Origin of the sequence: Mesorhizobium sp. B3-1-8, from assembly GCF_006439495.1 — a bacterium.
Lineage (GTDB): Bacteria > Pseudomonadota > Alphaproteobacteria > Rhizobiales > Rhizobiaceae > Mesorhizobium.
Genome location: NZ_VFTK01000008.1, coordinates 58,093 through 83,746 on the forward strand (window position 1 = coordinate 58,093; position 25,654 = coordinate 83,746).

At 62.2% G+C, this 25,654-nt stretch carries 27 protein-coding genes and 2 tRNA genes; 15 read left to right on the top strand and 14 right to left on the bottom strand.

Annotation, left to right across the window (positions count from 1 at the left end):
* Positions 1–2: 2 nt before the first annotated feature.
* From FJ424_RS09585 to FJ424_RS09605, 5 genes are all read left to right on the top strand, one after another.
* Positions 3–437, top strand: coding sequence for a VOC family protein (locus FJ424_RS09585; protein WP_181181951.1), 435 nt, complete (start codon positions 3–5; stop codon positions 435–437).
* Positions 438–504: 67 nt separating this feature from the next.
* Complete coding sequence (locus FJ424_RS09590; protein ID WP_181181952.1) at positions 505–1,557, top strand: ABC transporter substrate-binding protein; 1,053 nt, start codon at positions 505–507, stop codon at positions 1,555–1,557.
* Positions 1,557–2,330: an ABC transporter ATP-binding protein gene (locus tag FJ424_RS09595; RefSeq protein WP_140651283.1), complete on the top strand. Its 774-nt coding sequence runs from the start codon at positions 1,557–1,559 to the stop codon at positions 2,328–2,330. Before FJ424_RS09590 ends, FJ424_RS09595 begins: the two co-directional genes overlap by 1 nt.
* Positions 2,327–3,082 carry an ABC transporter permease gene (locus FJ424_RS09600; protein ID WP_140650919.1) on the top strand — a complete coding sequence of 252 codons (756 nt, stop codon included), beginning with the start codon at positions 2,327–2,329 and terminating at the stop codon, positions 3,080–3,082. Before FJ424_RS09595 ends, FJ424_RS09600 begins: the two co-directional genes overlap by 4 nt.
* Positions 3,083–3,259: 177 nt before the next feature.
* Positions 3,260–3,766, top strand: coding sequence for a hypothetical protein (locus FJ424_RS09605; RefSeq protein WP_246677194.1), 507 nt, complete (start codon positions 3,260–3,262; stop codon positions 3,764–3,766).
* Between the two features lie 80 nt (positions 3,767–3,846).
* On the opposite strand, the gene FJ424_RS09610 is transcribed toward FJ424_RS09605, so the two are convergent.
* Positions 3,847–3,922 (bottom strand) — tRNA-Val (locus FJ424_RS09610).
* Positions 3,923–4,140: 218 nt separating this feature from the next.
* Here FJ424_RS09610 and FJ424_RS09615 point away from each other — a divergent pair.
* A tRNA-Asp gene (locus FJ424_RS09615) sits at positions 4,141–4,217 on the top strand.
* A 285-nt stretch (positions 4,218–4,502) separates the two neighbouring features.
* The gene (locus tag FJ424_RS09620) at positions 4,503–5,408 is read left to right on the top strand and encodes an ankyrin repeat domain-containing protein (protein ID WP_181181953.1); all 906 of its coding nucleotides are present in this window, start codon (positions 4,503–4,505) and stop codon (positions 5,406–5,408) included.
* 50 nt (positions 5,409–5,458) lie between these two features.
* Here the strand turns inward: FJ424_RS09620 and FJ424_RS09625 are convergent, their stop codons facing one another.
* A complete protein-coding gene (locus FJ424_RS09625) occupies positions 5,459–6,415 on the bottom strand; it encodes a phytanoyl-CoA dioxygenase family protein (RefSeq protein WP_140650925.1) in 957 nt (318 codons plus the stop codon).
* A gap of 147 nt (positions 6,416–6,562) precedes the next feature.
* On the opposite strand from FJ424_RS09625, the gene FJ424_RS09630 reads away from it, so the two are divergent.
* Both FJ424_RS09630 and FJ424_RS09635 read left to right on the top strand, forming a co-directional pair.
* Complete coding sequence (locus FJ424_RS09630) at positions 6,563–7,423, top strand: AraC family transcriptional regulator (RefSeq protein WP_140650927.1); 861 nt, start codon at positions 6,563–6,565, stop codon at positions 7,421–7,423.
* A 66-nt stretch (positions 7,424–7,489) separates the two neighbouring features.
* Positions 7,490–7,693 carry a hypothetical protein gene (locus FJ424_RS09635; RefSeq protein ID WP_140650930.1) on the top strand — a complete coding sequence of 68 codons (204 nt, stop codon included), beginning with the start codon at positions 7,490–7,492 and terminating at the stop codon, positions 7,691–7,693.
* A gap of 19 nt (positions 7,694–7,712) precedes the next feature.
* On the opposite strand, the gene FJ424_RS33815 is transcribed toward FJ424_RS09635, so the two are convergent.
* From FJ424_RS33815 to ugpC, 4 genes are all read right to left on the bottom strand, one after another.
* A complete protein-coding gene (locus FJ424_RS33815) occupies positions 7,713–7,811 on the bottom strand; it encodes a putative RiPP precursor (protein WP_210239401.1) in 99 nt (32 codons plus the stop codon).
* A gap of 110 nt (positions 7,812–7,921) precedes the next feature.
* Complete coding sequence (rbsK, locus tag FJ424_RS09640; RefSeq protein WP_140650933.1) at positions 7,922–8,851, bottom strand: ribokinase; 930 nt, start codon at positions 8,849–8,851, stop codon at positions 7,922–7,924.
* A gap of 4 nt (positions 8,852–8,855) precedes the next feature.
* Complete coding sequence (locus FJ424_RS09645; RefSeq protein ID WP_140650936.1) at positions 8,856–9,308, bottom strand: RbsD/FucU family protein; 453 nt, start codon at positions 9,306–9,308, stop codon at positions 8,856–8,858.
* 27 nt (positions 9,309–9,335) lie between these two features.
* Positions 9,336–10,394, bottom strand: coding sequence for a sn-glycerol-3-phosphate ABC transporter ATP-binding protein UgpC (gene ugpC / locus FJ424_RS09650; protein WP_140650939.1), 1,059 nt, complete (start codon positions 10,392–10,394; stop codon positions 9,336–9,338).
* A 280-nt stretch (positions 10,395–10,674) separates the two neighbouring features.
* Here ugpC and FJ424_RS09655 point away from each other — a divergent pair, with 280 nt between their 5' ends.
* From FJ424_RS09655 to FJ424_RS09665, 3 genes are all read left to right on the top strand, one after another.
* The gene (locus FJ424_RS09655) at positions 10,675–12,339 is read left to right on the top strand and encodes a sugar ABC transporter substrate-binding protein (RefSeq protein ID WP_140647812.1); all 1,665 of its coding nucleotides are present in this window, start codon (positions 10,675–10,677) and stop codon (positions 12,337–12,339) included.
* Positions 12,340–12,534: 195 nt separating this feature from the next.
* A complete protein-coding gene (locus FJ424_RS09660; RefSeq protein ID WP_140646116.1) occupies positions 12,535–13,650 on the top strand; it encodes a sugar ABC transporter permease in 1,116 nt (371 codons plus the stop codon).
* A gap of 9 nt (positions 13,651–13,659) precedes the next feature.
* Positions 13,660–14,577, top strand: a complete 918-nt coding sequence (locus tag FJ424_RS09665; protein ID WP_140646117.1) for a carbohydrate ABC transporter permease — start codon at positions 13,660–13,662, stop codon at positions 14,575–14,577.
* A gap of 127 nt (positions 14,578–14,704) precedes the next feature.
* Here the strand turns inward: FJ424_RS09665 and FJ424_RS09670 are convergent, their stop codons facing one another.
* Complete coding sequence (locus FJ424_RS09670) at positions 14,705–15,448, bottom strand: creatininase family protein (protein WP_140650942.1); 744 nt, start codon at positions 15,446–15,448, stop codon at positions 14,705–14,707.
* Between the two features lie 3 nt (positions 15,449–15,451).
* A complete protein-coding gene (gene hxlB, locus FJ424_RS09675; protein WP_140646119.1) occupies positions 15,452–16,018 on the bottom strand; it encodes a 6-phospho-3-hexuloisomerase in 567 nt (188 codons plus the stop codon).
* A 184-nt stretch (positions 16,019–16,202) separates the two neighbouring features.
* On the opposite strand from hxlB, the gene FJ424_RS09680 reads away from it, so the two are divergent.
* On the top strand, positions 16,203–17,225 hold the full coding sequence (locus FJ424_RS09680; RefSeq protein WP_140650945.1) for an aldo/keto reductase: 1,023 nt from the start codon (positions 16,203–16,205) through the stop codon (positions 17,223–17,225).
* Positions 17,226–17,295: 70 nt separating this feature from the next.
* Here FJ424_RS09680 and hupB read toward each other — a convergent pair whose 3' ends face one another.
* The 4 genes from hupB to clpP all read right to left on the bottom strand — a co-directional run bounded on the left by hupB (position 17,296) and on the right by clpP (position 22,652).
* Positions 17,296–17,568 (bottom strand): DNA-binding protein HupB, encoded by a 273-nt coding sequence (gene hupB / locus FJ424_RS09685; protein WP_027166452.1) that lies wholly within the window; start codon positions 17,566–17,568, stop codon positions 17,296–17,298.
* Positions 17,569–17,763: 195 nt separating this feature from the next.
* Positions 17,764–20,175 (bottom strand): endopeptidase La, encoded by a 2,412-nt coding sequence (lon, locus tag FJ424_RS09690; RefSeq protein ID WP_140650948.1) that lies wholly within the window; start codon positions 20,173–20,175, stop codon positions 17,764–17,766.
* Positions 20,176–20,450: 275 nt separating this feature from the next.
* Positions 20,451–21,725: an ATP-dependent Clp protease ATP-binding subunit ClpX gene (gene clpX, locus FJ424_RS09695; protein ID WP_140646122.1), complete on the bottom strand. Its 1,275-nt coding sequence runs from the start codon at positions 21,723–21,725 to the stop codon at positions 20,451–20,453.
* Between the two features lie 291 nt (positions 21,726–22,016).
* Positions 22,017–22,652, bottom strand: coding sequence for an ATP-dependent Clp endopeptidase proteolytic subunit ClpP (gene clpP / locus FJ424_RS09700; RefSeq protein ID WP_140646123.1), 636 nt, complete (start codon positions 22,650–22,652; stop codon positions 22,017–22,019).
* 344 nt (positions 22,653–22,996) lie between these two features.
* On the opposite strand from clpP, the gene FJ424_RS09705 reads away from it, so the two are divergent.
* Positions 22,997–23,584, top strand: a complete 588-nt coding sequence (locus FJ424_RS09705; protein ID WP_140650951.1) for a hypothetical protein — start codon at positions 22,997–22,999, stop codon at positions 23,582–23,584.
* A gap of 135 nt (positions 23,585–23,719) precedes the next feature.
* Here FJ424_RS09705 and FJ424_RS09710 read toward each other — a convergent pair whose 3' ends face one another.
* Both FJ424_RS09710 and cysE read right to left on the bottom strand, forming a co-directional pair.
* On the bottom strand, positions 23,720–23,923 hold the full coding sequence (locus tag FJ424_RS09710) for a DUF3126 family protein (protein WP_027166457.1): 204 nt from the start codon (positions 23,921–23,923) through the stop codon (positions 23,720–23,722).
* A gap of 149 nt (positions 23,924–24,072) precedes the next feature.
* On the bottom strand, positions 24,073–24,921 hold the full coding sequence (cysE, locus tag FJ424_RS09715; protein ID WP_140646125.1) for a serine O-acetyltransferase: 849 nt from the start codon (positions 24,919–24,921) through the stop codon (positions 24,073–24,075).
* Between the two features lie 121 nt (positions 24,922–25,042).
* Between cysE and FJ424_RS09720 the strand changes: the two genes are divergently transcribed.
* Complete coding sequence (locus FJ424_RS09720) at positions 25,043–25,648, top strand: hypothetical protein (protein ID WP_140650954.1); 606 nt, start codon at positions 25,043–25,045, stop codon at positions 25,646–25,648.
* Positions 25,649–25,654: the final 6 nt, after the last annotated feature.

Consider the following 25,654-nt stretch of genomic DNA (forward strand, 5'->3'; position numbering starts at 1 on the left):
CCATGCCAGCAAGCATCACCCGCATCTCCGACGTCTGCCTGCTGGTCGAAAACATCGACAGGACGGTCGATTTCTACGTTGAAAAACTCGGCTTCCGCCTGCGCCGCCGCGCCGAGGGCTTTGCCGATTTCCATGGCGAGGGCGTCACGCTCGCCGCCTGGGAGCTCGACCACATCAACCGGCATACCGGCGTGTCCGACCTGAGATCGCCGCGCCACGCGCACAAAGTCTGCGTCGCCGTGCAGCTCGACACGCCAGCCGATATCGACCGGCTGCATGGCGAACTGAGCGCCAAGGGCGTGCCCTTCTACGGCCCGCCCGAAAACTATGTCTGGAATGCGCGCTGCGCCTATTTCACCGACCCGGACGGCACACTTTGGGAGCTTTACGCCTGGCTCGACGGCGGCCCTGGCGATTACCACGACGAACAGCCGTAGACGACGCCGCGCCGAAGGGAACGGCGCCTGAAGAAAAGACGAGAAAAGTCTGCAACAGGAGCGAAAAATGAATGGGAACAGGGACTTCGAATTGAATCGTCGCGCTTTCGTGAAAGGCGGCATGGCAGCCGTTGCGGCCGCGTCGGCCGGCATGCAACTAGTGCTGACGCCCGGCGCGAAGGCCGCGGGCAAGGTCGTCATCCAGTATGATTGGCTGATGTCCAACGGACAGATCGGCGACATCGCGGCCGTCGCCAACGGCTATTTCAAGGATGCCGGGTTGGAGGTCGAAGTCAGCCCCGGCGGCCCGAATGCGTCAACCGTGCCGCCGGTGATCTCAGGAGCCGCGCAGCTTGGCCAGTTCTCGGAAACGCCGCAGCTTTATTCCGCCCGCGCCAGCGGTGTGCCGGTCAAGATCATCGCCTGCGGCTTCCGCACCGGTCCTTATGCATTGACGTCCAAGCTCGCAAAACCGATCCGCGGCGTGGCCGACCTCAAGGGCAAGAAGATCGGCATCCAGCCGACGGCGCGCTTCGTCATCGATGAGATCCTGGCCAAGAACGGCATCGATCCGTCGGACGTGACCATCGTCAATGTCGGTTTCGACAAGGCACCGCTGGTGCGGGGCGATGTCGACGCGATCGGCGGCTGGATCACCAATACCCAGGCGCTCAGCGTCGTCGGCGACGACCGCATCGACCTCCTGACGCGCGACCTCGGGCTGAGCTCCTACGCCGATGTCTATTTCGCCACCGACGCGGCTATCGAGAAGGATCCCGGGACGCTGGCGAAGTTCATCGGCGCTGTCGGCAAAGGCTGGGGCTGGGTGCACGCCAACCCGCAGGAAGCGGTCAAGAAGATGGTCGCCGCCTATCCGGAAATGGATCTCGGCTGGGAGGAAAAGACCGTCAATCTGGTGCTGAAACTCTCCTTCGACAGCGCCACCGCCAGGGACGGCTGGGGCACGTTCGATCCCGCCTCGATCGACGAGCAGTTGGCGCTGCTCGACAAGGTCGGCCAGTATCCGAACGGCCGGCCGGCCGCCAAGGATGTCTACACCACCAAGATCCTGGAGCTTTCTGCCGCCGACCGGCCCAAGCTCGACGCGCCCGCGGCATGATGCCAAGCGCGATCGAAGCCCGACGGCTGGATGTCGGCTATGGCGGCCGGCAGACGGCCGTCAAAGTGCTCGCCGGCCTCGACTTGACTGTCGCGGCCGGTTCCTTCCTGTCGATCCTGGGGCCGTCCGGCTGTGGCAAGTCGACCTTGCTCAGGGTGGTAGCGGATCTGATCGACCCGCTCGGCGGCTCGATCAGCGTGCTTGGCGAAACGCCGCATACGGTGCGCTCGCGCCGCGATGTCGGCTTCGTTTTCCAAGATTCCACACTGCTGCCCTGGCGCACGGTGCGCGACAATGTGCGCCTGCCGCTTGGCGTCGGCCAGCGCAGCCTGACGCGAAAGATCGAGGACCGCAGCGCCGAACTGCTGGAATTGATGGGGCTCGGCGGGCTCAGTGAGCGCCTGCCGCACCAACTCTCCGGCGGCCAGCGCCAGCGCGTTGCGATCGCGCGTGCCCTCCTCGGCGAGCCCAAATTGCTGTTGATGGACGAACCCTTTGGCGCTCTGGACGAGATCACGCGCGACCGATTGAACGACGAATTGCTGGCGCTCTGGCGGCGCACCGGCACGACGATCCTGTTCGTCACGCATTCGATTGCGGAAGCCGCCTATCTCGGCGAGCGCGTCATCGTGCTGGCCGCTAATCCTGGGCGCGTCGTCAAGGATCTCGACATGCGGCCCTTCAAGCAGGAAGGCAATCGCTGCAGCCGCGAAGATCCGGCGATCGTCGTCGCCATGGCCGATCTGCGCGTGGCGCTGGAGCACGCATCGTGAGACAGGCGCCGCTTTCCCCGCAAATGACCGTCACTCTTCCGGTCCTGGGCGCGGCTTCGATCCTGCTTGCTTGGCAATACATTCTGCCGTTACTCGGCGTGCCGGCCTATATCGTGCCGACACCGACAGCGATCTTCGGTGTCTTCCAGAAGAATTTTACGCTTCTCATCGATAATCTGAGGCCGACGCTGATCGAAGCGGTGGCCGGCTTCGTCATCGGCGATCTGGCCGCCGTGCTGCTGGCCGTGCTCTTCGTCCACAGCCGCGTCCTGCAAGCCGCCTATTTCCCGATCGTGCTCTTCTTCAACACCATCCCGATCCTGGCGCTGTCGCCAATCATCATCCTGATCTTCGGCCTCGGCATGACGCCGAAGATCGTCATCGCCGCGGTGATCTGCTTCTTCCCGACGCTGGTGAACATGATCCGCGGCCTCGATTCGGCCAGCGACAACGAACACGAGCTGTTCCGGGTACTGTCGGCGACGCGCTCGGAGATTTTCTGGAGCCTGCGCCTACCCCGTGCCCTGCCGATGCTGTTCTCTTCGCTGAGGATCTCGTCAGCCACCGCCGTGATCGGCGCCATCGTCGGCGAGTGGATCGGCTCGGACAAGGGGCTCGGCGCGCTGATCATCCAGGCCACCTTCAATTACCAGTCCGACCGACTCTACGCCGCGATCGTTCTGTCGTCATCGCTGTCGATCGCGCTGTTCTGCCTGGTGGTTCTGGTCGAGCGGCGGATCATCAAATACTGAGTCGGGCCATCGGTAGGAACCACCCGGCGTTCTGCGCTCGCATGTCGAGTTAACGATAGCCTCCCGACAGCAATCAGGCACTCATCGCGCATTTAGTCGGTCTGCGATAGGATGCCTGCGTACAACCAAACCGGGAGACAATTCGTGTTAAAAACTTTTCACGTCTCGATCCGAACGATGCTGGCCTTCATGTGTCTGGCCGGGCTGGTCGCCGCGGCGTCCGCCCTTTTCCCCGCCTCGGCCTCGGCGCAGCAGCTGCGGCGATGCGCCGATGAAGGCGGCATATGCCGCTTGCCCTATCCCACGGAGGTCGTTTACGGCGCACGGGGTCGAACAACCTCGCGGTTTTTCGATCGTCAGTCCGTGCCCTGCTCGAATCGCCTTTTTGGCGACCCCGCTCCCGGCCGCGACAAGGCCTGCTATTTCGTGGCGCGCGGCGGCGGTTATGGCGATGACAACAATTACGGGGACAATGATTACGGCTCACGCCCGGACCGCGGCGAATGGGTAGCCTGCGCCAGGGAGGGTGAGTTCTGCGGCTTCCGCGGCCGCGCGATGGTCAGATACGGCGCACGTGGCCAATACACGCAGAATGTTTTCAGAAACGGCGTCCGCTGCGGCAACAACGCTTTCGGCGACGATCCCGCTCCGGGCGCTCACAAGCGCTGTTACGTGAGGCAATAGCGGCCTGAACTCGGCTCTCGACAAGGTGGCGGCCCGGCAAGGGCCGCTGCCGCATTCCGCGTTCTGCTTGTCCGGCGGACTGGTGGGCGATGACGGGCTCGAACCGCCGACATCTTCGGTGTAAACGAAGCGCTCTACCAACTGAGCTAATCGCCCGCTTGAGCGCGGACCTTTAAGCAGTTAGGGCCGTATTCGCAAGGCCAAATGAACGGACGGCGTGCGCCCTGCAGTGCGGATTTTCCCAAGCTCAATGGCGCTGTCAAAAAACCTTCTCCCGATTGCTATAATGCTTGAATGCCGCGCTTGACACCCGCAGGCGAACCCCTTATCCAGCGCCCCAACGACGAACACGGCTGACACGTGCTCGTCAGTGCGCGGGTGTAGCTCAGTCGGTTAGAGTGCCGGCCTGTCACGCCGGAGGTCGCGGGTTCGAGCCCCGTCACTCGCGCCATTCATTTCCCAATGGCTATATTCCAAAGTGACTCCTGACACTGGCGGGAGAAAGAGCGGGACCTTGTAGGCAGCCGAACGAGAGCTTCGGCCGTCTCCGCTTGGCCTTTATATAAGCGTCTGCTAAAGTTAATTTTTACAAGAGTCCGAGCCGCCGTGCGAGCCAACCTTCCGCGCTTTTCCCAGCAGTGGGTCGGCCGCGTGATTGCACGCCAGCCAATGCTGGCACTGCCGATTGATGCTGTCTCGCAGTTGGAGGGGCGCAAAACTCATCACGGAGGATGCGATGACCAGTCCAAGCATGTGGATAATATGGGCTTCGTGGTTTCTTTGGCTTTTTACCCTGCCCGTCCAAGCAAGCAGCTTGGGTGACCTTGTCAGACACGGCGACACCGCGAGGGTGGCTTCTGCCTTGGACAAAGGCGCCGCCGTCAACGAAGTTAACGGTGTTACGGCGCTCTATATCGCCTGTGAGGGCGGAAATGTCGAAATAGCAAAGCTTCTGATAGATCGTGGGGCGGACGTTAACATGCCCGTCAGCTGGCAAAGAACGCCACTCTACGCTGCCAACAATGGTGGCTACCCAGACATCGTGAAGCTGTTACTGGATAACGGAGCCGATCCAAATCAGGTGGCGAAATCGCAAACCCCGCTGCACGTGGCTGCCGAGAAAGGCTGTCTTCGTTGTGTAATCCATCTCGTGGACGCTGGAGCAGACGTCAATGCGCTGACATCAAATGGAAATCCACCCATACACCTGGCCAAGCTCGGTGGTCACGAAGACGTCGTCGCCTACTTGCGGGATCACGGCGCTGGACGACCGGCCATTGCGCCGATTTCGGCGCGACTTGCATCGGCAAACGTTGAATCGGGCAAGGGGATTTTCGACCAAACATGCGGGGTCTGTCATCTTTCAGCCCCGGGCCTCAAGGTTCCCAAACGGGTCAATCTTTGGGGCGTTGTAGGGCGACCAAAAGCTTCACAAGGCGACGTCCCGTATTCATCGGCTCTAAAGGAAGCGGGCGGCACATGGACCTTTGAAGATCTCAATTCCTTCATCTCAAACCCGGCATTCGCATTGCCTGGAACAGACATGATTTTCCCGGGTCTGCGGGACGAGAACCAGCGAGCAAACCTGATTGCTTACCTGCGGACCCTGAGTGACAAGCCGTCGCCGCTTCCCGAGAATTGATTGCTCCTGCGGTGCTGCATGGTGGGAGGAGCGGACCCCTAAAAACGCCATCATCCGTTCCAGCTGACCAGCCCCAGCAGCCTTTCGCCGAGCGGCGTCAGCTTTGCCGTCTCGGCGTTTTTCTTCTCCCACCCGCGCGGATCGCCCGCAAAGCCGGCGCGCCGCGGCGCCTCGCGCTCGCGCCAGGATCGGATCCGCGCCTCGCGCTCGCCGAGATCGCCCTCATCGGCCGGGAACATGGAGATGTACTGCGCCATCCTCACCTTGCCGTCGGATGTGTTCGGCGCCACGCCATGCGCCAGGAGCGAATTGAAGATCATCAGGTCGCCCGGGAAAAGTTCGAGCTTCTCGATCCTGTCCTCGATCCCCCTCATGTCCGGGTGGTGCGGATCGCGGTCGGCTGGCTGGGTTTTGACCCATTCATCGAAATGCTCGAACAGATAGGGCACACATTGGAAACCGCCGATATCACCGCCGTCCTGGTGAACCAGCGAAAGCACACCCTGGACCGAGATCGGCTTGGGCTCGAGCGAGGTGTCGGCGTCCCAGTGGATGAAACCAGGGGATGCGCGTCTGCCCTTGTTGGGGGTGTTGAGGTTGGCGCGGTCGATCGCGACCCACAGATCCTCCATGTCCCAGATGTCGACAAAGGCGTCATAGACCCGGCGCGCCATACGATTGTCCCACAGGAACTGATGGTTGTAGATCTCGACCATGCCGGCGTTGTTGATTTCCTTCAGCGCATAGTCGCGCCGCTGGGTGACGTCCCAGGTCGCCGGATCGCTGGGGTCCTTTTCCTCGAATTGCCAAAGCAACCCCTTGAGGCGCTCGACATTTTCCTTTGGCACTGCATTGCGCACGATCACGAAGCCTCGCTTTTGCCAGTGGGCGAAATCCGCCTCTGAAAGCACGCGCAGCGGAAGCGTTTTCTTGATCCTGGACAATTGGGTCGTTACCCGGCTGGACGTCGGGTGATCGTCCTTGGTGATGTCCTTCGCGTGGGCCATCGATTTCCTCCTCGATCTTGTCTTGTCGAACACGAGGCTAACCGAACGGCGGACCTGCATGTTGTCCCTGACAGGCCGTCAATGATACTATTCTGGCGTCCATCATTCTTTCTATGCCGTTCGAGGCAAATTCCTTGGTGGCACGCCATGAAGCCGTATCTTGAGAAAGTCACAATCGCCGATGACGCCTCATGGTCGATGGTAAGGGTCCCGCGCGACCCGACCATTCCCTTCGAATGGCACCATCATCCGGAGTATGAACTGACGTTCACCCTGAACTCGCGCGGGCGCCGCTTCGTCGGCGACCATGTCGGCAACTATGACGATGGCGATCTCGTGCTGCTCGGCCCGAACCTGCCGCACACATGGTCTTCTTCGGGCAAGATCGACGTGGGCAGGCCGCATCTGGTCATGGTCATCTGGTTCCGGCCCGAATGGGCACGTGGATTGACCGGGCTCCTGACGGAGCTGCGACCGGTCGCCGGCCTGCTGGAAAGATCGGCGCGCGGGCTGAAATTCTCGCAAGGCGCGACCGGGCGCGTCAGGGCGCGTATCGAAGCGATCTTCGACAAGCCGCCCGCGGAGCGGCTGCTCGACCTCATTTCGGTCCTGCTGACGCTTGCCGGGGATGACGAGGCCGAGCCGCTGACTGCGCCGTCCCGCTCGCCCTCGCCCATCGCCTCGAGCGGATCGCGCATAGATCGCGTGCTGGACTATCTGCACGCGCACTACACCGACGATCTGAGCATCGACCGTCTCGCCCGCCTCGCCGCGCTCAGCCCGTCAGGCTTTCACCGCATGTTCACGCGGCACACGCGCTTGACCCTGGTCGAGTATGTGACGCGGCTGCGCATCGGCGAAGCCTGCGCCCTTCTCACGGAAGAAGACAAGCCGATTGCCTACATCGCCGAGCTTGTCGGCTATCGCTCACTGGCCAATTTCGGCCGTCAATTCAAGGCGTTGAAAGGGCTTACGCCGCGCGAATATCGCGGCAGGTTCGCCAGCTGAGGTCTTTCTCGGAACCATTCCAACCTTGTCCCGTTCAGCCCACGGGCGAAAAAACGGGAGATAAAGATGGCTGTGAGATGTCGGATTTCCATCGACGATGACAGGGATATCGACGAGCTCGCCTTCCAGGAATTGCCGCGGGTGGGCGAAAGCGTGTCGATGCCGGTCGAAGGATCGAGCAGGGACCTGCGGGTGCTGCGCGTCGTGCATATGCCCGGCAGCGAGCAAGGTGCAACGACGATGCTGGAGCTGACCAGCAGGATCCTGTAGCGCTATCTATCCTTGGAAATCATTCGCCCAGGACAACCCCGGAAGCGATAATCTGGGCCGTCCGTTCGGTGAGCTTCTGACGCTTCACGAGCGTGGGCTTTTCGTAAGGCTTTTTCATCCTACCGTTCCAAATCGGCGCCGCCGACAGGACGATGAACGCGCTCGCCTCGGTAGCGTTCCGGAATAAGCGGCCTCTAACAAGCCGCGAAAAATGGACGGCGGGAGGTCTCAGGCCCTGGCGAGCAGCGCTTCGACCTCTTTGAGGGTCGGCATGGACGGCGCAGTGCCGGGGCGCGTCACCGAAATGCCGGCGACCGCGCAGGCAAAGCGGATGGCCTCCAGCGGCTCGACGCCTTTTGCCAGGGCCGCGGCCAAGCCGCCATTGAACGCGTCACCTGCTCCCGTGGTCTCGACCACCGGGCCGGCATTGACCGCGCCGACATGTTCGGAGCGGGTCTTGGTGTGGAGCAACGCGCCCTTCTCGCCGAGCGTCACGATGACGGCGCCGACACCCTTGGCCAGCAGAGCGTCGGCGGCGCGGCGGGCGTCGTCGATCGACGAAACCTTGATGCCGGTCAGTCCTTCGGCTTCGGTCTCGTTGGGCGTGACATAGTCGCAGAACGCGTAGATGCGGTCGGGCAGGCTGGCGGCCGGCGCGGGGTTGAGGATGGTCGTCACCCCTGCTCCACGCGCGATCTCCAGCGCCTTCAATACCGCGTCGATCGGCTGTTCGAGTTGGGTGACGAAGACGCCGGCGGACCGGATGAGCTCGGCATGCGCTTCGATGTCGGCCGGGGAAATCAGCATTGCAGCACCCGGGCTGACGATGATGGCGTTGTTGCCGCTGCCTTCCTCGACGAAGATATAGGCGGCGCCCGTATAGCTGTCCGGCGTGTCGATGACGGCGCTTTTCACGCCCGCGTCCTTCCACGTCTGTTTGGCCATGTCGGCGAAAGCATCGACGCCGAGGCGCGTCAGGAAGGTGATGTCGGCGTCGAGCTTGCCGGCGGCCACGGCCTGGTTCGATCCCTTGCCGCCTGGGCCGAGCTTGAAGGAATTGCCGAGGATCGTCTCGCCCAGACGCGGCTGGCGGTCGGCGCGATAGGCGGTGTCGGCGACGAACACACCCAGGATCACAACGGGCTTGCCGGTGGCCATGTCCTTACTCCGTATCCGGCGGCACGACGCCCTTGCGGAAGGCAAAGCAGCCATAGAAGCGGCGCTCGCCGGTCTGGATCACGCAATAGGCTTTCTTGGAGCGCTCGTAGAAGGCATAGCGCTCGATCGATATCATCGGCCAGGGCTTGCCCTCGGCCGCGTCGATCTCCTTCTGCACCTCCCTCTGCACCGGCGGGATCTCGTTCGGCTTGCCGACGATCTCCATGCGCGCCGCCGCATCGTTGACGAAAGTATCCAGCGGCAAGACCGACAGCACCGCCTTCGCCACTTCGGCCGCCGTCGCATCGATGCGCAACAGCTTGCCGAGCACGGTTTGCCGCGCCACGGAATCGGACGGGAAATTGGTGTCGGCTATGATCAGGTCGTCGCCATGGCCCATCGCCCGCAGTGCCTGGAGCACATCGGCATTGAGCAGCGGATTGATCCCTTTGAGCATGGTTTCCTCTTGAAGGGTTGTGTGCGGTCAGAGACGCTTGCCGGTCCCGGCGTCGAAGAGGTGGACCTGGTCGAGACGCGGCTTGAGCTTGAGCGTGTCGCCAGGCTTGAAGTCGTGGCGCTCGCGAAACAGCGCCACCATCTCGCCCTCGCCGAAGCGCACGAAGGCCAGCGTCTCGGAGCCTGTCGGCTCGACCACCGAGACGGTGGATGCGACGCCTTCCGGATGGATCTCCAGATGCTCCGGCCGCACGCCGTAGACGACGGCCTGGCCATCCTCGGCGGCAACTCCCGACGGCATCGGGAACGCCGTGCCCGCGATCTCGACGACCGGCTTCTCAGCCTTCTTCACGGTGCCCTTGAGCAGGTTCATCGAAGGCGAGCCGATGAAGCCAGCGACGAAAAGGTTCGCCGGCCGATCGAACAGCTCAAGCGGGGCGCCGACCTGCTCGATACGGCCGTCGCGCATCACGACGATCTTGTCGGCCATGGTCATGGCCTCGATCTGGTCATGGGTGACGTAGATGGTGGTCGTCTTCAGCCGCTGGTGCAACTCCTTGATCTCGGTGCGCATCTGCACGCGCAGCTTGGCGTCGAGGTTGGAAAGCGGCTCGTCGAACAGGAACACCTGCGGATTGCGCACGATGGCGCGGCCCATGGCGACGCGCTGGCGCTGGCCGCCGGAAAGCTGGCGCGGGTAGCGCTTGAGGTACGGAGCAAGGTCGAGGATGTCGGCGGCACGCTTGACGCGTTCGGCGACGACGGCCGGATCGGTGCCGCGCAGCTTCAGCGCGAAGGCCATGTTCTGCTCCACCGTCTTGTGCGGATAGAGTGCATAGTTCTGGAACACCATGGCGATGTCGCGCTTCGCCGGCGGCAGGTTGTTGACGACGCGGTCGCCGATCGAAATCGTACCGCCGGAAACGGTCTCCAGCCCGGCCACCATCCTCAAAAGCGTGGACTTGCCGCATCCTGACGGACCGACCAGAACGACGAACTGTCCGTCGGCAATATCGACGCTGACCTCATGCAGGACCTTGACGGTTCCGAACGCCTTGGCCACACTGCTGATCGCGACTTGAGCCATCGTCTCCCCTTTATCGTTTGCGGTGAAGCTAGCCATTGCCAACGGCGACGGCAAGTCGGTATCTTATAGATAAAAAGCCAATCTTGTTGACAAGGTAATCGATTACGCGAATAGTGGCGAGTGCCAATCCGAGAGCAGGCCTGTTACCCTGAAATCGGAGCTCCGGCGACGCAGGGTGGGGTCCCACGTCCGGTATGATCGAGGAGAACCGAGAGACGCTTCGACGTCCGAGAGATTGGCACTTCAATTCAATGGCTGTTGTTCTGGGAGGAACCTGTAGATGAGAGTCGATCTGTATGAAAAACTGATGCGCGCCGGAGCGAACCGCCGCGATCTGCTGAAGGGCGCGGCCAGCATGGCCGCAATCGCCGCCGCCTCCGGCGCCGGGCTCGGCGCGCTAACGAGGCCGGCCGCGGCCGATGACGACCTGCGCAAGAAAATCCTGCAGATCCCGGGCGTCGGCAAAGGCCAGCCCACCGACGCCGACTTCCAGAAGGTCGGCGAGCTCTGCCTCGAAGCGACCAAGGCCAATGTCAAGGAAGGCGAGTTCGCCGGGGTCGAGCTGACCTTCATGGGCCTCAACAACCAGAACCTGCACAATGTGCTGTTCCGCGGCTTCCTGAAGCCATGGGAGGCCTATACGGGCGCCAAGATCAGCTGGATCGACCTCGCCCAGGCCGACTACAACGCCCGCCTGCAGCAGTCGATCGCCACCGGCACCGTCGATTTCGACATCATCGAGATGGGCGCGCCCTTCGAAGGCGATGTCTGCGGCAAGGGCCTCACCTCCGAGATGCCCGACTGGGTCAAGAAGCAGATCGACTTCGACGACCTCGTCAACTACCTGAAGCCGCCGGTCGGCACCTGGGACGGCAAGCAGTATCGCGTGACCATCGACGGCGACACGCACAACTTCAACTACCGCACCGACGTGTTCGCCGATGCCGACCTCGCCAAGCAGTGGAAGGACAGCGGCGCGACCACCGAGTGGGGGGTGCCGAAGACCTGGCAGGAAGTGCAGGCCGTCACCAAGTTCCTCAAGGGCAAGAAATTCAAGGGCCAGGACGTTTATGGCTATCTCGACGCGCCCAAGCCCTGGGGCGGTTTCGGCTTCTACTTCCTCGGCAGCCGCGCCACCGCCTATGCCAAGCATCCCGACGACAAGGCCTGGCTGTTCGATGCCGACACCATGAAGCCGCGCATCAACAATCCCGCCTGGGTGCGCGCCATCCAGGACGTGATCGACGCCCTGCCGTCCGAGCCCGCCGACCAGATCAACGCGGATCCGAACACCACGGCCTTCCAGCAGTTCCTGGCTGGCACCGGCTCGATGATCCCCTGGTGGGGCGACGTCGGCTCGAACGTCAAGACCAATGACTCCTCGGTCATCGGCGACGTCACCGGCTTCTCGATCCTGCCGGGCTCCGACGACGTCTACAACTCCAAGACCGGCAAGTGGGACAAGCTTGCCAGCGGCCCGAACTATGCGCCGAACTGCGCCTATCTCGGCTGGGGCGTCTATGTCATGGCCCGCGTCGACAAGGACGAAAAGAAGAAGAAGGCGGCATGGTCCGCCGCCGCCCATCTCGGCGGCAAGGACCTGTCGATCTGGACGGCGATGTACCCGTCGGGCTTCCAGCCCTACCGCAACTCCCATTTCAACATTCCGGAGTGGGTGGCGGCCGGTTACGACGAGGCCTTCATCACCTCCTATCTCAAGTCGGAAGGCGATTCCTACAACCATCCGAACGCGGCGATCGAGCCGCGCATCCCCGGCATCTTCCAGTATTACTCCGCCGCCGAGGACATTCTGGCCAACACCTTCGCCGGCAAGATGAAGGCACAGGAAGGCGCCGACGCCATCGCCGCGGCCTGGGAAAAGCTGACCGACCAGATCGGCCGCGAAAACCAGGTCAAGCTCTACAAAGCCTCGCTCGGCATGTAGGCTGGCTTGTGAGACGTCGCGGCCCGGTGGCACATCGTCACCGGGCCGCGTCTTTACCGGCTTGGCCGGTTTGATGCGTTAGAGCAATTCCAGGAAAAGTGTGAGCGGTTTTCCGTCCGGAATTGCGTAAAAACAAAGAGATAGAGCGGTTCGCCGTTTCCGTGAAACGGTGAAGCGCTCTAGAAGGCGAGAGGCGTGGCTGAGCAGATTTCGACCGCGAATGCGTGGCCGGCGAATCCGGCCGATCTGATCCCGGCAGGCCGCAAGCGCCTCGGTTGGGGCCTGCTGGCCCTCGCGACGCTTGGCCTGCTGGCGATCATCATCGTGCAGGTCCTCTACAAGACCGAAATGTCCACGGTCGGTTTCGACACCTGGCGACCGGTGATCTACGCTTACATCTTGTGGGGCGCAGCGCTCGGCGCCTGGCAGGTGCTGACGCGTGGCGAGGACGGGCAGCGCGCGCTGTTCCTTTTGCCGGCGCTGCTCTTCACCATCGCCATGGTGATCTTCCCGACCCTGTTCGGCTTCTACATCGCGCTCACCGACTGGAACCTCAGCTCGTTTACCGGACGCAGGTTCAACGGACTCGACAATTTCTGGCAGATGCTGGCCGATCCCTACTACCGCAATGCGCTGTTCAACATGGTGCTCTACGTGCTTGCGGTACTGGTCGAATATGTCATCGCCTTCGGCCTGGCGCTGCTGCTCAACGCGCAGATCCGCGCCCGCAAATTCTTCCGCGTTGTCTTCCTTTTGCCGCTGATGCTGTCGCCGGTCGCGGTGTCCTGGATGGTCGGCAAGTCGCTGATGGAATACCGGTTCGGACCGGCGGCGACGCTGGCGCGCCATCTCGGCTGGGACAATCCCGCTTTCTTCTCCGATCCGATCACCGCCCGCATCTCGATCATGATGCTCGACGCCTGGACCTTCATCCCGTTCATGATGATCATGCTGCTTGCCGGCCTGCAGGCGATGTCGCGCGAGGTTCTGGAAGCCGCCCGCGTCGACGGCGCAACCGCATGGCAGACCTTCTGGCAGGTCACCTTCCCGCTGATGCTGCCGGTGTCGGTGACGGCCGTGATCCTGCGCATTATCTTCAAGCTGAAGCTCGCCGACATCATCATCACCTTGACCTCCGGCGGCCCCGGCGGCGCCACCGATTCCGTGTCGAGCTTCATCTATCGCGAATATCGTGACCGCTCGAATGTCGGCTACGGCACCATGCTGGCCATGGCCTATCTCATCATCATCGTCGTGTTCGTGACCTGGCTGCTGAAATTCGCCAGTCGCTTCGTGCGCAACGTCAACTGAGCGGCCGTCATGAGCGTCCAGACCACCGACTACACCGTTTCCGAAATCCGCTCGCCGGCGGCCTTCATCGCCAGCCGCGTCTTCATCTATGGCGCGCTTATCTTCTGGGCTTTTGTCTGTCTGTTCCCGATCTACTGGACGATCACCACCTCGTTCAAATCGGCGGTCGACGTCACGCAAGGGCATCTCATTCCCTTCGTCGACTTCCAGCCGGACTGGAAAGGCTGGCGCTCGCTCGGCCTGTCGCCGGATTCGATCTTCCAGACATCGACCGTGCGCGACGAATTTCTGAAACGGTTCATGAATTCTGTCATCACCTCTGTCGGGGCATCGGGTCTCGCCATCATCATCGGCAGCCTCGCCGCTTATGGCCTCACCCGCTATCGCTACAAATTCGCATGGTTCAAGAACGAGGACATCTCTTTCTTCTTCCTGTCGCAACTGATCCTGCCGCCGGTCGTTCTGGCGCTCCCCTTCCTGGTGCTCTACCGCGAAGTCGCCCTCCTCGATACGCGCATTGGGCTTGTGCTCCTCTACACGCTGATGGTGCTGCCGATCGTCATCTGGATCATGCGCGACCAGTTCAACTCTATTCCCGTCGAATTGGAGGAAGCCGCTTTGGTCGACGGACTGTCGATCTGGGGCGCCTTCTTCCGCATCGTCATGCCGATCGCCCTGCCCGGCATGGTCGCCGCTTTCATCCTGGCGATGGTGCTGTGTTGGAACGAGTATTTCTTCGCCGCCCTTCTGACGTCGACGGACGCCAAGACAATCCCCGTCATGGTGGCGAGCCAGACCGGCTCGCAAGGCATCAACTGGTGGTCGATGGCGGCCCTCGCGACGGCAGCGATCGCGCCGCTGGCGATCATCGGTATCGCGCTCGAGCGCTATCTGATCATGGGCATGACGGCCGGCTCGGTGAAATAGGCGCCCCCACCTTCTCCCCTTGTGGGAAGGTGGATCGGCGCGAAAGCGCCGAGACGAATGAGGGGTGCTTCAGCGGAGTGAGACGTTGGCGCTCCCTGGACCGTCGCCCTTCGGCGAGAGAGCTAGACTAGGCCTGCAGGATCGACCGCAAATGGTCGAGTATCATCGCGACGCCGATCTTGCCGAGACCCGCGGAGGCTTCCGCGGCGCCTTTAGTGTACCAGCCGGTGTTGTCGGCGAAATGCTTCTCGTCCACCGCCTCCGGGCATAGGGCCAGCATCAGCGATGTCTCGCCGATGCCGGCATGGTCGAACGGGTATTTGCCGTTCATCGCGGCCGGCATCAGCGGATGCACCTGCACCCAGTTGAAAACATTCTCGCCCTGGGCGTGGCCGGCATAGTAGTCGGCCATCGCGTTCGAGCCCCACCAGCCCTCGCCGCGCTCCTTTTCGAGGAAGCGAAAGATCGCCTGCCGGCCGGCGGTCTTGAAGGCGAGATCGGTCGGCATGCCGGCCGCGAAATTCTCGGTCTGATGATGGATGATGGCGTGGATGTTGCGGAAGCCGATGCGCAGCAGGCCGTAGAACAATTCCTCCGCGAAAGGCGAAAGCGCCGGACCGCCGACCTGCACCGAGCCGCTGCCTTCCGGCGGAGCCACCGCATAGCTTGCCGCGCCGTAATAGAAGGGCGGCAAAATGACGATGTCCCTCTCCTGCTCGATCAGCTCCACCGTCTTGATGACGGCCAGCGTGTCCATGCCGACTGCCATGTGCTCGCCATGGTATTCGAGCACGCCGAGCGGCAGAACGACCGGCCAGTTCTCCTCGATCGCCTTGCGGATCTGGTGCGGCAGCATCAGCTCGTAGCGCATCCCCTACTCCATATTGGTGTGCCTGGCGCGCATCGCTTCCGGTGTCGCCCCGGTCAGCGCCTTGAGCTTAAGCACCATGATTTCGAACAAAAGGAACAATGCGCCTTCGAACAGCGAGCCCATCGGCAGCACCGAGGTTCGGGCGGCGCCCTGATCGCTGGCCATCGTCTGCGCCGGGATGAGCAGCGTGAAGTCGGCAAGCTTCGCGGCGCTGCCTTCCGGTTCTGCGGTCAAGAGCAGCACCTTTGCCCCAGCCGCGCGGGCAACCCGCATCAAGGTCAGCACCGTGGTGGTCTCGCCCGGCCCTGAACTCGCCAGGAAGACATCGCGCTGCCCCAATGGCGGCGTGGTCATGTCGCCGACGACCGAGACCGACAGGCCGAGATGGTAGAGCCGCATGGCGAAGCCCTTGACCTGCAGCGCCTCGCGGCCGCAGCCATGGACGGCGATCCTGCCGGCGCCGGCAAGCATCGCGCAGGCGGCGTCGATTTGGGCTTCATCCGTGCGCGCCAGCACCGCGCCAAGCTCATTCAGCGCGGTCGCGAACATGCCTGATCCGGCTTTGGTCATGATGGCTCACCCTGCCTGCGGAGGTGTCGCTTGGCTTTGTGGATTTGCGATGTGCTGCCGCGAAAGGCTTGTTTTGTTTATGCTACCACCGCGAAAATCGCTGTCCAACGAGCCTCGGCACTTTTGCTGGGCCACGAGCGTGATAGTGTCATGTCAGACAAATCGCTCCGGGACATCGTCAGACATGAAGACACGGCATTTCGACCGCATCGGCAATGGCGGCATCACCTTCACCGAGCTCGGTTTCGGCACGGCGCCGCTCGGCAATCTCTACCGCGCTATCTCCGACGAGGATGCCAACGCCACCCTGCAGGCGGCATGGGCGACCGGATGCCGCTACTATGATACGGCCCCGCTCTACGGCCTTGGCCTGTCTGAAACCCGCCTCAACCCGTTCCTGCGCGGCAGGAAGCGCGACGACTATGTTTTGTCGAGCAAGGTCGGCCGTATCATGCGCGTCTCTGCGCCGGCCCAGCGCACCGGCATCGGCAAGTTCTTCGACACGCCGTCGCGCCGGGAAGTCTACGACTACAGCTACGACGGCGTCATGCGTTCCTTCGAGGCCTCGCTGGAGCGTCTGGGCGTCGACCGCATCGACATCCTCTTCGTCCACGATGTCGACGTCTTCACTCATGGCAGCAAGGAGGCCTCCGACGCCCGCATCGAGGAGTTCATGTCGTCGGGCTATTACGGGCTGCTTTCGCTGCGCGACCAGGGCGTCATCAAGGCCTTCGGCGGCGGCATCAACGAGTGGCAGGTCGCTCAAACCCTCGCCGAACGCGGCGACTTCGACCTGTTCCTGCTCGCCGGCCGTTACACGCTGCTCGAGCAGGAGGCGCTGCAATCCTTCCTGCCGCTTTGCCAGAAGCGCGGCATCGGCATCGTGCTGGGCGGGCCCTACAATTCCGGCGTGCTTGCGACCGGACCGAAGCCCGGAGCCTTCTACAATTACAGCGAGGCGCCGAAGGAGATCCTGGATCGCGTGGCGCGTATCGAAGCCGTCTGCAAGCGCCACGACGTGCGCCTGATCGAGGCGGCTCTGCAGTTCCCGCTGCAGCATCCTTCGGTGATGTCGGTGATCCCCGGCGGCCAGCGGCCGGCCGAGGTCGAAAGCAACCGGGCGCTGCTCGACACCAAAATACCTGCGGCGCTATGGGTGGATTTGAAACAGGAAGGCCTGATGCGCGCCGACGCGCCGACGGCCTGAGCCGCTGCGAACAGCCGAAAAAAAGAAAAGCCGGGCAAGCCCGGCTTTTCTGCTCTTAAAAGAAAAGGTCTTAGTTGACCGCGTCCTTGAGGCCCTTGCCAGCCGAGAACTTCGGCACGGTGCGGGCCGGAATCTTCACTTCCGCGCCGGTCTGCGGGTTGCGGCCGGTCGAAGCAGCGCGTTTTGACACGGTGAAATTTCCGAAGCCGACAAGCCGGACATCGCCGCCCTTCTTCAGTTCGCCAGTGATCACGGAGAACACCGCATCGACGGCGGACTGCGCATCAGCCTTCGAAATGCTTGCGGAGTCGGCGACGGCGGACACCAGTTCGTTCTTGTTCATAAAAATTCCCTTCCATGAGAAAACCGGAACTACGACTCATCCGGCAGGAAACGGACTTTAGAAAGAAGCGCTCCGGAACCCAAGCCGAAAACCGCGGAATTCCGGGCTTTTTTCCATTTTTTCATGGCTTTTTCACATGAAAAAGCCGGGCTCAAGGCCCGGCTCTCTCTTTGTGCGCTGCAATGTTAGCAAATGCTAATGAGCAAGCGACTTTCCGGCATCGTCGCCGCTGTCGACCGGAGCGGGCGCATTGACCGGCTCGACCCACTCGATCGGCTCCGGCATCCTGGTCAGCGCATGCGCGAGCACCTCGCCGACCCGCGAGACCGGGACGATCTCCATGCCGTTCTTCACATTGTCCGGAATGTCCGCCAGGTCCTTGACGTTCTCTTCCGGGATCAGGACCTTCTTGATGCCGCCGCGCAATGCCGCGAGCAGCTTCTCCTTCAGGCCGCCGATCGGCAGAATACGGCCGCGCAGCGTGATCTCGCCGGTCATCGCCACATCGGCCCGCACCGGGATACCCGTCAGCACCGAAACGATGGCCGTGGCCATCGCGGCGCCGGCGGACGGGCCGTCCTTCGGAGTCGCGCCTTCCGGCAAGTGGACGTGGATGTCGCGCTTGTCGAACAGCGGCGGCTCGATGCCGAAATCGATAGCGCGGGAGCGGACATAGGATGCCGCCGCCGAGATCGATTCCTTCATGACGTCGCGCAGATTGCCGGTCACCGTCATGCGGCCCTTGCCGGGCATCATGACGCCTTCGACCGTCAGCAGCTCGCCGCCGACTTCCGTCCAGGCAAGACCCGTGACCACGCCGACCTGATCGTCCGCCTCGACCTGACCGAAGCGGAAGCGCGGCACGCCGAGATAATCGGCGAGGTTGTCCGCCGTGATCTTCACCGTCTTCTTCTTCGTCCGCAGGATCTCGGTCACCGCCTTGCGCCCGAGCTTCATCAGCTCGCGCTCCAGGCTGCGCACGCCGGCTTCCCGCGTGTAGGTCTGGATGATACCGCGGATCGCGTCCTCGCCGACCGAGAATTCGTTCGGCTGCAGGGCATGGTCGCGGATCACCTTGGGCATCAGGTGACGCTTGGCGATTTCGATCTTCTCGTCCTCGGTGTAGCCGGCGATACGGATGATCTCCATGCGGTCCATCAGGGGCGCAGGGATGTTCAGCGTGTTCGCCGTCGTCACGAACATCACGCTCGACAGGTCGTATTCGACCTCGAGGTAATGATCCATGAACGTCGAGTTCTGCTCGGGATCGAGCACCTCGAGCAGGGCCGAAGACGGATCGCCGCGGAAGTCCTGCCCCATCTTGTCGATCTCGTCGAGCAGGAAGAGCGGGTTGGACCTCTTGGCCTTCTTCATCGACTGGATGACCTTGCCGGGCATCGAGCCGATATAGGTCCGCCGGTGGCCACGGATCTCGGCCTCGTCACGCACGCCGCCGAGCGCCATGCGGATGAACTCGCGGCCGGTGGCCTTGGCGATAGACTTGCCGAGCGAGGTCTTGCCGACGCCGGGCGGTCCGACGAGGCACAGGATCGGCCCCTTCAGCTTCTTCTGCCGGCTCTGCACGGCCAGATACTCGACGATGCGCTCCTTGACCTTGTCGAGGCCGAAATGGTCAGTGTCGAGGACGTTCTGGGCGAAGGCCAGGTCCTGCTTGACCTTGGAGTTCTTGCCCCACGGGATCGACAGCAGCCAGTCGAGATAGTTGCGCACCACCGTCGATTCAGCCGACATCGGCGACATCGAGCGCAGCTTCTTCAATTCGGCTTCCGCCTTTTCGCGGGCCTCCTTGGAGAGCTTGGTCTTCTTGATGCGCGCCTCGATCTCGGCGGCTTCGTCGCGGCCGTCCTCGCCCTCGCCGAGCTCCTTCTGGATCGCCTTCATCTGCTCGTTGAGGTAGTACTCGCGCTGCGTCTTTTCCATCTGGCGCTTGACGCGCGAACGGATGCGCTTTTCCACCTGGAGCACGGAGATTTCGGCTTCCATGAAGCCCATCGCCTTCTCCAGACGCTCCTTGACGGAAAGCGTGGCGAGCATCTCCTGCTTCTCGGGGATCTTGATGGCGAGATGCGAGGCAACCGTATCGGCGAGCTTGGAATAGTCGTCGATCTGGCTGGCGGCGCCCACCACTTCGGGCGAGATCTTCTTGTTCAGCTTGACGTAATTCTCGAAGTCGGTGACGACCGAGCGGGCAAGCGCCTCGATCTCGACCTCTTCCTCTTCCGGTTCGGCGAGCGCGGTAGCGCGGGCTTCGTGGAAATCGGCGCGGTCGGTGAACGAGACGATCTTGGCGCGCGAGGCGCCCTCGACCAGAACCTTCACGGTGCCGTCGGGCAGCTTCAAGAGCTGCAGCACATTGGCGAGCGTGCCGATGTCGAAAATCGCATCGGGCTCAGGATCGTCGTCGGCTGCATTCATCTGGGTGGCGAGCAGGATCTGCTTTTCCTGACCCATCACCTCTTCCAGCGCCTTGATCGACTTTTCACGGCCCACGAAGAGCGGAACGATCATATGCGGGAACACGACGATATCGCGCAGTGGGAGGACTGCGAAAACGCCGTCGCCGGAAGCCTTGGATATCTTGGCCATTGTCCAACCTTTCATGTCGCGGCCGCTTATTTTAGCCAACCGCGAATCTCATATTAACGACCGAGTGTCGTTCCGCCTACCACCGTTTGTGACGGGAGTTTTACAGCACAGAATTCGGCGCCTCGGCCTTCTGGTGTTAGGTGGATGCAGCCGAGGCAAAGATCAAGGGTTAACACGGTCGCTCGACCCGTTCCATTGCGTGCCTTCCCGCCTTTCACAGCAAAACGGCGCCACGCGGGCGCCGTTCCATGAAAATTATGGGGTCAAACGCCATTTCAGGCGCTGACATTGCCCTTCTTTTCCTTCTGCTCGGAATAGATGTAGAGCGGCCGGGCGTTGCCGGACACCACCTCTTCCGAGATCACCACTTCGCGCACGCCTTCCAGCGCCGGAAGCTCGAACATCGTGTCGAGCAGGATCGCTTCCATGATCGAGCGCAGGCCGCGGGCACCGGTCTTGCGCTCGATGGCGCGCTTGGCGATCGCCGAAAGCGCGTTCTCGTGGAAGGTCAGGTCGACATTCTCCATCTCGAACAGCCGCTGATACTGCTTGACCAGCGCGTTCTTCGGCTCGGTCAGGATCTGGATCAGCGCCGGCTCGTCGAGGTCTTCCAGCGTCGCCAGGACCGGCAGACGGCCGACGAATTCCGGGATCAGGCCGAATTTCAGCAGATCTTCCGGCTCGACCTGGCGGAACAGGTCGCCGGTGCGCCGATCCTCGGGCGAGGCAACGGTCGCGCCGAAGCCGATCGAGGTCTTGCGGCCGCGGTCCGAGATGATCTTGTCGAGACCCGCGAAGGCGCCGCCGCAGATGAACAGGATGTTGGCGGTATCGACCTGCAGGAATTCCTGCTGCGGATGCTTGCGACCGCCCTGCGGCGGCACGGAAGCCACCGTGCCTTCCATGATCTTCAAGAGCGCCTGCTGCACGCCCTCGCCCGACACGTCGCGTGTGATCGAGGGATTGTCCGACTTGCGCGAGATCTTGTCGATTTCGTCGATATAGACGATGCCGCGCTGCGCGCGCTCGACATTGTAGTCGGCCGACTGCAACAGCTTCAGGATGATGTTCTCGACGTCCTCGCCGACGTAGCCGGCCTCGGTCAGTGTCGTGGCGTCGGCCATGGTGAACGGCACGTCGATGATGCGGGCGAGCGTCTGCGCCAACAGCGTCTTGCCGCAGCCGGTCGGGCCGATCAGCAGGATGTTCGACTTGGCCAGCTCGACGTCGTTGCTCTTGCCCGCATGCGCCAGGCGCTTGTAGTGGTTGTGGACCGCCACCGACAGCACGCGCTTGGCGTAGGGCTGGCCGATGACGTAGTCGTCGAGGACCTTGAGGATTTCCTGCGGTGTCGGCACGCCTTCGCGCGACTTCACCATCGAGGTCTTGTTCTCCTCGCGGATGATGTCCATGCACAGTTCGACGCACTCGTCGCAGATGAAAACCGTCGGCCCGGCGATCAGCTTGCGGACTTCGTGCTGGCTCTTGCCGCAAAACGAGCAGTAAAGCGTGTTCTTTGAATCACCGCCGCCGTTGCTGACCTTGCTCATTTTTCTGTCCTTTCACCAACGCCCGCCGGTGGTCTGGCTTTGAGTGACGTCTCACCAATCTATCGCGGGAATCCGCCACCGCCAGTGTCCCGGCTCACACAGCGCATTCCGTACGAAACACAAATCAGAAAACGCGGCAATGATTCGCAGCAACCCCACGCAAAGCTAAGCCGTCGAAAATCAACATAGCCTTAACGTAGGCAATCCCAACGCCTGTGGGAACAGCCAAATGTGGCCGAAATGCCGCAAGACGCGCCAAAACCGCGTTATGCTGCCATTTGCCGTCGATGCTCAGGCGGAAGCCGTGGCTGTCTCGACGGCTTCGCGGCTGGAAATGACCTTGTCGATCAGACCGAAGTCCTTGGCCTCGTCCGCGGTCATGAAATGGTCGCGGTCGAGCGTCTTCTCGATCTCGTCATAGCTCTTGCCGGTGTGCTTGACATAGACCTCGTTCAAGCGGCGCTTCAGCTTGATGATGTCCTGCGCATGACGTTCGATGTCCGAAGCCTGGCCCTGGAAGCCGCCGGACGGCTGATGGACCATGATCCGGGCGTTCGGCGTAGCAAAACGCATGTCCTTGTGGCCGGCGGTCAGGAGCAGCGACCCCATCGACGCGGCCTGGCCGATGCAGAGCGTCGACACCGCCGGCTTGATGAACTGCATGGTGTCGTAGATCGCCATGCCCGAGGTGACGACGCCGCCCGGCGAGTTGATATAGAGGTTTATTTCCTTCTTGGGGTTTTCCGCCTCGAGGAACAAAAGCTGTGCACAAACCAGCGTCGCCATCCCGTCCTCGACCGGACCGGTGATGAAGATGATGCGTTCCTTCAAGAGGCGCGAAAAAATGTCATAGGCACGCTCGCCGCGATTGGTCTGCTCGACCACCATCGGAACGAGGTTCATGTAGGTTTCAACGGGGTTCTTCATGGACTACCCTTGTTGGAGATGGATTCCGGCGCCTCGGTATATCAGCAATCGCGCGGAATCGTTCTGGATTGGTTACGACCTAAATAGGATGTCGGCTCACCCTAGCGCAAGGCCGCCTCTCCTAGCCATCTGGTCAAGTCGAGTAAAGCGCGGCAAGCCCGCAAAGCACGGGCGGCTTGCCCCATGAGGTGGGCCCGGTCCAGCTTGGCGACCAAAGCCATTCGCAAAGGTAGCAATTCCTTAACCGCGCCGCTTAACGAAAAGCCTTGAAATCGCTGTCCGCCCCCGGAGCTTCCGCTACAGTCCTGCGTTGTGAAGGCGTCCTTTTTCAACGGGGGAATGTCATGATCCGCAAAAGCTCCGCATCGCTGGCGGCAGTCGCGATGCTTGCCACCGTCTCCGAAACCGCCGCCGGCGGCCGCGCGCTCGAATGCTATGAGCCGATCCACAGGCCGGCGCTCTACGACACCGTTTACGAGGATGTGATGGTGAGCCCCGGCGGACAGGTGGTCGATTACGACGCGCCGATCTACGGCACCTACCAAAGCGTGGACCAGATCGCGCCGGCGCGCGTCACCTATGAGACCGTCCCGGCGGTGACACGCACGGTCTACCACACGGTCAAGGTCGATGATGGCGGTTATGCCTGGGAGTGGCGCGTCATCCACGGCCGCAAGGTGCTGTGCAAGGTATGGCGCAAGGCTCGCTATGCGCGCGTCGCCGAAACGGTAGTGGTCCAGCCGGAGCGCGTCCGACGCGTCGTTCAGCCGGCGGAATATGAAGCGGTTGCCCACGAAGTGCTGGTGCGGCCGCAACAAGTCCGCATCCGGGAAATCCCGCCTTCATATGGGACGGTGGCGCGCCGGGTGGTGGTGCGGGAAGGTTCTACAAGCTGGCGGCGGGTGCATATCCCGCGGTACTGCCAGGATTAGAGCAATTCCAGGAAAGTGCTTCGCGGTTTTCCGTTCAGAAATGCGTCAAAACAAAGCCCTCGGCGGAATTTTCACCTGTAGGCTGCAACCGGCCGGGCGGCGGTGTTCCGCGCCTCGGCCAGAGCTGTTGCTGGCTTAGGCCAGGTCGATGTCGAGAATGGCCATCGAGAAATTATAGTCGCCGTCGTCCTCGTCCTTGAAGACGATGCCGAGGAACTCGTCGCCGACATAGACCTCGGCGGAGTCTTCCTTGCGCGGACGTGCCTTGACCTGCAGCTTGGGGTTCTGGAAGACGCGCTTGAAATAGGCGTCCAGCTTTCTGATTTCGTCAGGCTTCAAAAATCTTCTCCGAAATGTCGGCCTTGTACGTTGGAAGGCGCTTCTGACACGCCAACAATGGCCATGTAAAGGCAAGCCGGCACAATTGCATAGGACAAGTCGGCCGAAACCGGCGGCCGGATTTCGCCGGTTCCCGACGACGGCGGAAATCAGATGTCGAAGCTGACCACGTGGTCCATGCTCTGCGACGGCAGGAGCTGGTCCATCTGCCGCGAAGGCTGGTCGCAGCCGGTTTCCCCCACGACCCGGGCGGGCACGCCGGCGACGGTCTTGTTGTGCGGCACGGGCGACAGCACGACCGAGCCGGCGGCGATCTTGGAGCAATGGCCGATCTCGATATTGCCGAGGATCTTGGCGCCGGCGCCGATCAGCACGCCGCGGCGGATCTTCGGATGGCGGTCGCCACTGGCCTTGCCAGTGCCACCCAGCGTCACCCCGTGCAGGATCGACACGTCGTCCTCGATGACGGCCGTCTGGCCGACGACCAGGCCCGTGGCATGGTCGAGGAAGATGCCCTTGCCGATGCGGGCGGCCGGATTGATGTCGGTCTGGAACACCGAGGACGAACGGCTCTGCAGGTAGAGCGCGAAGTCCCTGCGGCCCTGGTTCCACAGCCAATGCGCCAGCCGGTGCGTCTGGATCGCGTGAAAACCCTTGAAATAGAGAACCGGCATGATGAAACGGTCGCAGGCCGGATCGCGGTCGTAATAGGCCTGGATGTCGACGCGAACCGTCGTGCTCCACTCCGGATCGTCGTCCAGCATCGCCTTGAAGGTCTGGCGGATGAGATCGGAACCGATATCCTGATGCGCCAGCCGTTCGGCAAGCCGGTGGATCACCGCTTCTTCCAGGCTCTCCTGATTGAGGATGGTCGAATAGAGGAAGGCCGCGAGCAGCGGATCGCGGTTCACCGCCTCCATCGCCTCGTCGCGAATCGACCGCCAGATCGGATCGACCGGCTGCACCATGCTGGGACGGGCAATCGTAATGCTGTTCATCGACGCTCTCCGGCCTTACTCATTCTGCGGCGGCACATATAGGCTAGATCATACCACGGTTGAACTCAATTTTCCTTAGTGCTTTGTCAAATGGACATGGTTCACGCAGATTCAAGCGACGATGGAAAACGAACCCTTGATCGACGAAGCGCTGAAAAGCGAGCTTGCAGCGCTCTACCAGGCTGCGGATCGCCACTATCACGGCTTGGCTCACATCGAAGCGATGCTGGCGCTGGCAAGCGAATACCGGCACCTTCTGGATGACCCGGAGGCCGTCGAAGCGGCGATCTGGTTCCACGACGCCATCTATGACAGCCGCGCCAAGGATAATGAGGCAAAAAGCGCCGAACTGGCCGAGAAAAGGCTCGCCGGACGCGCCAACCCCCATCGCCTCGCTTGCATCGCGGCCATGATCAACGCCACCGCCACCCACCAGTTGCCGCCGTTCCGCGACGAGGACGCGCTCAACGATGCAGCTCTTTTGCTCGACATGGATCTGGCGATCCTCGGCGCCAGACCTGCGGTCTTCGATGCCTATGAGAACGCGGTCCGGCGGGAATATGGCTGGGTGGAGGAGCCGATGTGGCGCGCCGGTCGAGCCGCCGTCCTCAAGAGCTTCCTGGCCCGCCAGCACATCTTCCATACGACGGAGTTCCGGGATCGGTTCGAGGCGCAGGCGAGGGAAAATCTCGGCCGTTCCCTGCAAGCCCTGCAAGACCAGCGCTGATAGGCC

Coding starts and splice junctions, on each gene's coding strand:
- FJ424_RS09630 (WP_140650927.1), top strand. CDS start 6,563: ATGAAGCCGTATCTTGAGAAAGTCACAATCGCCGATGACGCCTCATGG.
- lon (WP_140650948.1), bottom strand. CDS start 20,175: ATGGCCAAGATATCCAAGGCTTCCGGCGACGGCGTTTTCGCAGTCCTC.
- FJ424_RS09595 (WP_140651283.1), top strand. CDS start 1,557: ATGCCAAGCGCGATCGAAGCCCGACGGCTGGATGTCGGCTATGGCGGC.
- clpX (WP_140646122.1), bottom strand. CDS start 21,725: ATGAGCAAGGTCAGCAACGGCGGCGGTGATTCAAAGAACACGCTTTAC.
- FJ424_RS09590 (WP_181181952.1), top strand. CDS start 505: ATGAATGGGAACAGGGACTTCGAATTGAATCGTCGCGCTTTCGTGAAA.
- ugpC (WP_140650939.1), bottom strand. CDS start 10,394: ATGGCTCAAGTCGCGATCAGCAGTGTGGCCAAGGCGTTCGGAACCGTC.
- hxlB (WP_140646119.1), bottom strand. CDS start 16,018: ATGACCAAAGCCGGATCAGGCATGTTCGCGACCGCGCTGAATGAGCTT.
- rbsK (WP_140650933.1), bottom strand. CDS start 8,851: ATGGCCACCGGCAAGCCCGTTGTGATCCTGGGTGTGTTCGTCGCCGAC.
- FJ424_RS09665 (WP_140646117.1), top strand. CDS start 13,660: ATGAGCGTCCAGACCACCGACTACACCGTTTCCGAAATCCGCTCGCCG.
- FJ424_RS09720 (WP_140650954.1), top strand. CDS start 25,043: ATGGAAAACGAACCCTTGATCGACGAAGCGCTGAAAAGCGAGCTTGCA.
- FJ424_RS09670 (WP_140650942.1), bottom strand. CDS start 15,448: ATGCGCTACGAGCTGATGCTGCCGCACCAGATCCGCAAGGCGATCGAG.
- hupB (WP_027166452.1), bottom strand. CDS start 17,568: ATGAACAAGAACGAACTGGTGTCCGCCGTCGCCGACTCCGCAAGCATT.
- FJ424_RS09655 (WP_140647812.1), top strand. CDS start 10,675: ATGAGAGTCGATCTGTATGAAAAACTGATGCGCGCCGGAGCGAACCGC.
- FJ424_RS09620 (WP_181181953.1), top strand. CDS start 4,503: ATGACCAGTCCAAGCATGTGGATAATATGGGCTTCGTGGTTTCTTTGG.
- FJ424_RS09680 (WP_140650945.1), top strand. CDS start 16,203: ATGAAGACACGGCATTTCGACCGCATCGGCAATGGCGGCATCACCTTC.
- FJ424_RS09605 (WP_246677194.1), top strand. CDS start 3,260: ATGCTGGCCTTCATGTGTCTGGCCGGGCTGGTCGCCGCGGCGTCCGCC.
- cysE (WP_140646125.1), bottom strand. CDS start 24,921: ATGAACAGCATTACGATTGCCCGTCCCAGCATGGTGCAGCCGGTCGAT.
- FJ424_RS09705 (WP_140650951.1), top strand. CDS start 22,997: ATGATCCGCAAAAGCTCCGCATCGCTGGCGGCAGTCGCGATGCTTGCC.
- FJ424_RS33815 (WP_210239401.1), bottom strand. CDS start 7,811: ATGAAAAAGCCTTACGAAAAGCCCACGCTCGTGAAGCGTCAGAAGCTC.
- FJ424_RS09585 (WP_181181951.1), top strand. CDS start 3: ATGCCAGCAAGCATCACCCGCATCTCCGACGTCTGCCTGCTGGTCGAA.
- clpP (WP_140646123.1), bottom strand. CDS start 22,652: ATGAAGAACCCCGTTGAAACCTACATGAACCTCGTTCCGATGGTGGTC.
- FJ424_RS09625 (WP_140650925.1), bottom strand. CDS start 6,415: ATGGCCCACGCGAAGGACATCACCAAGGACGATCACCCGACGTCCAGC.
- FJ424_RS09635 (WP_140650930.1), top strand. CDS start 7,490: ATGGCTGTGAGATGTCGGATTTCCATCGACGATGACAGGGATATCGAC.
- FJ424_RS09645 (WP_140650936.1), bottom strand. CDS start 9,308: ATGCTCAAAGGGATCAATCCGCTGCTCAATGCCGATGTGCTCCAGGCA.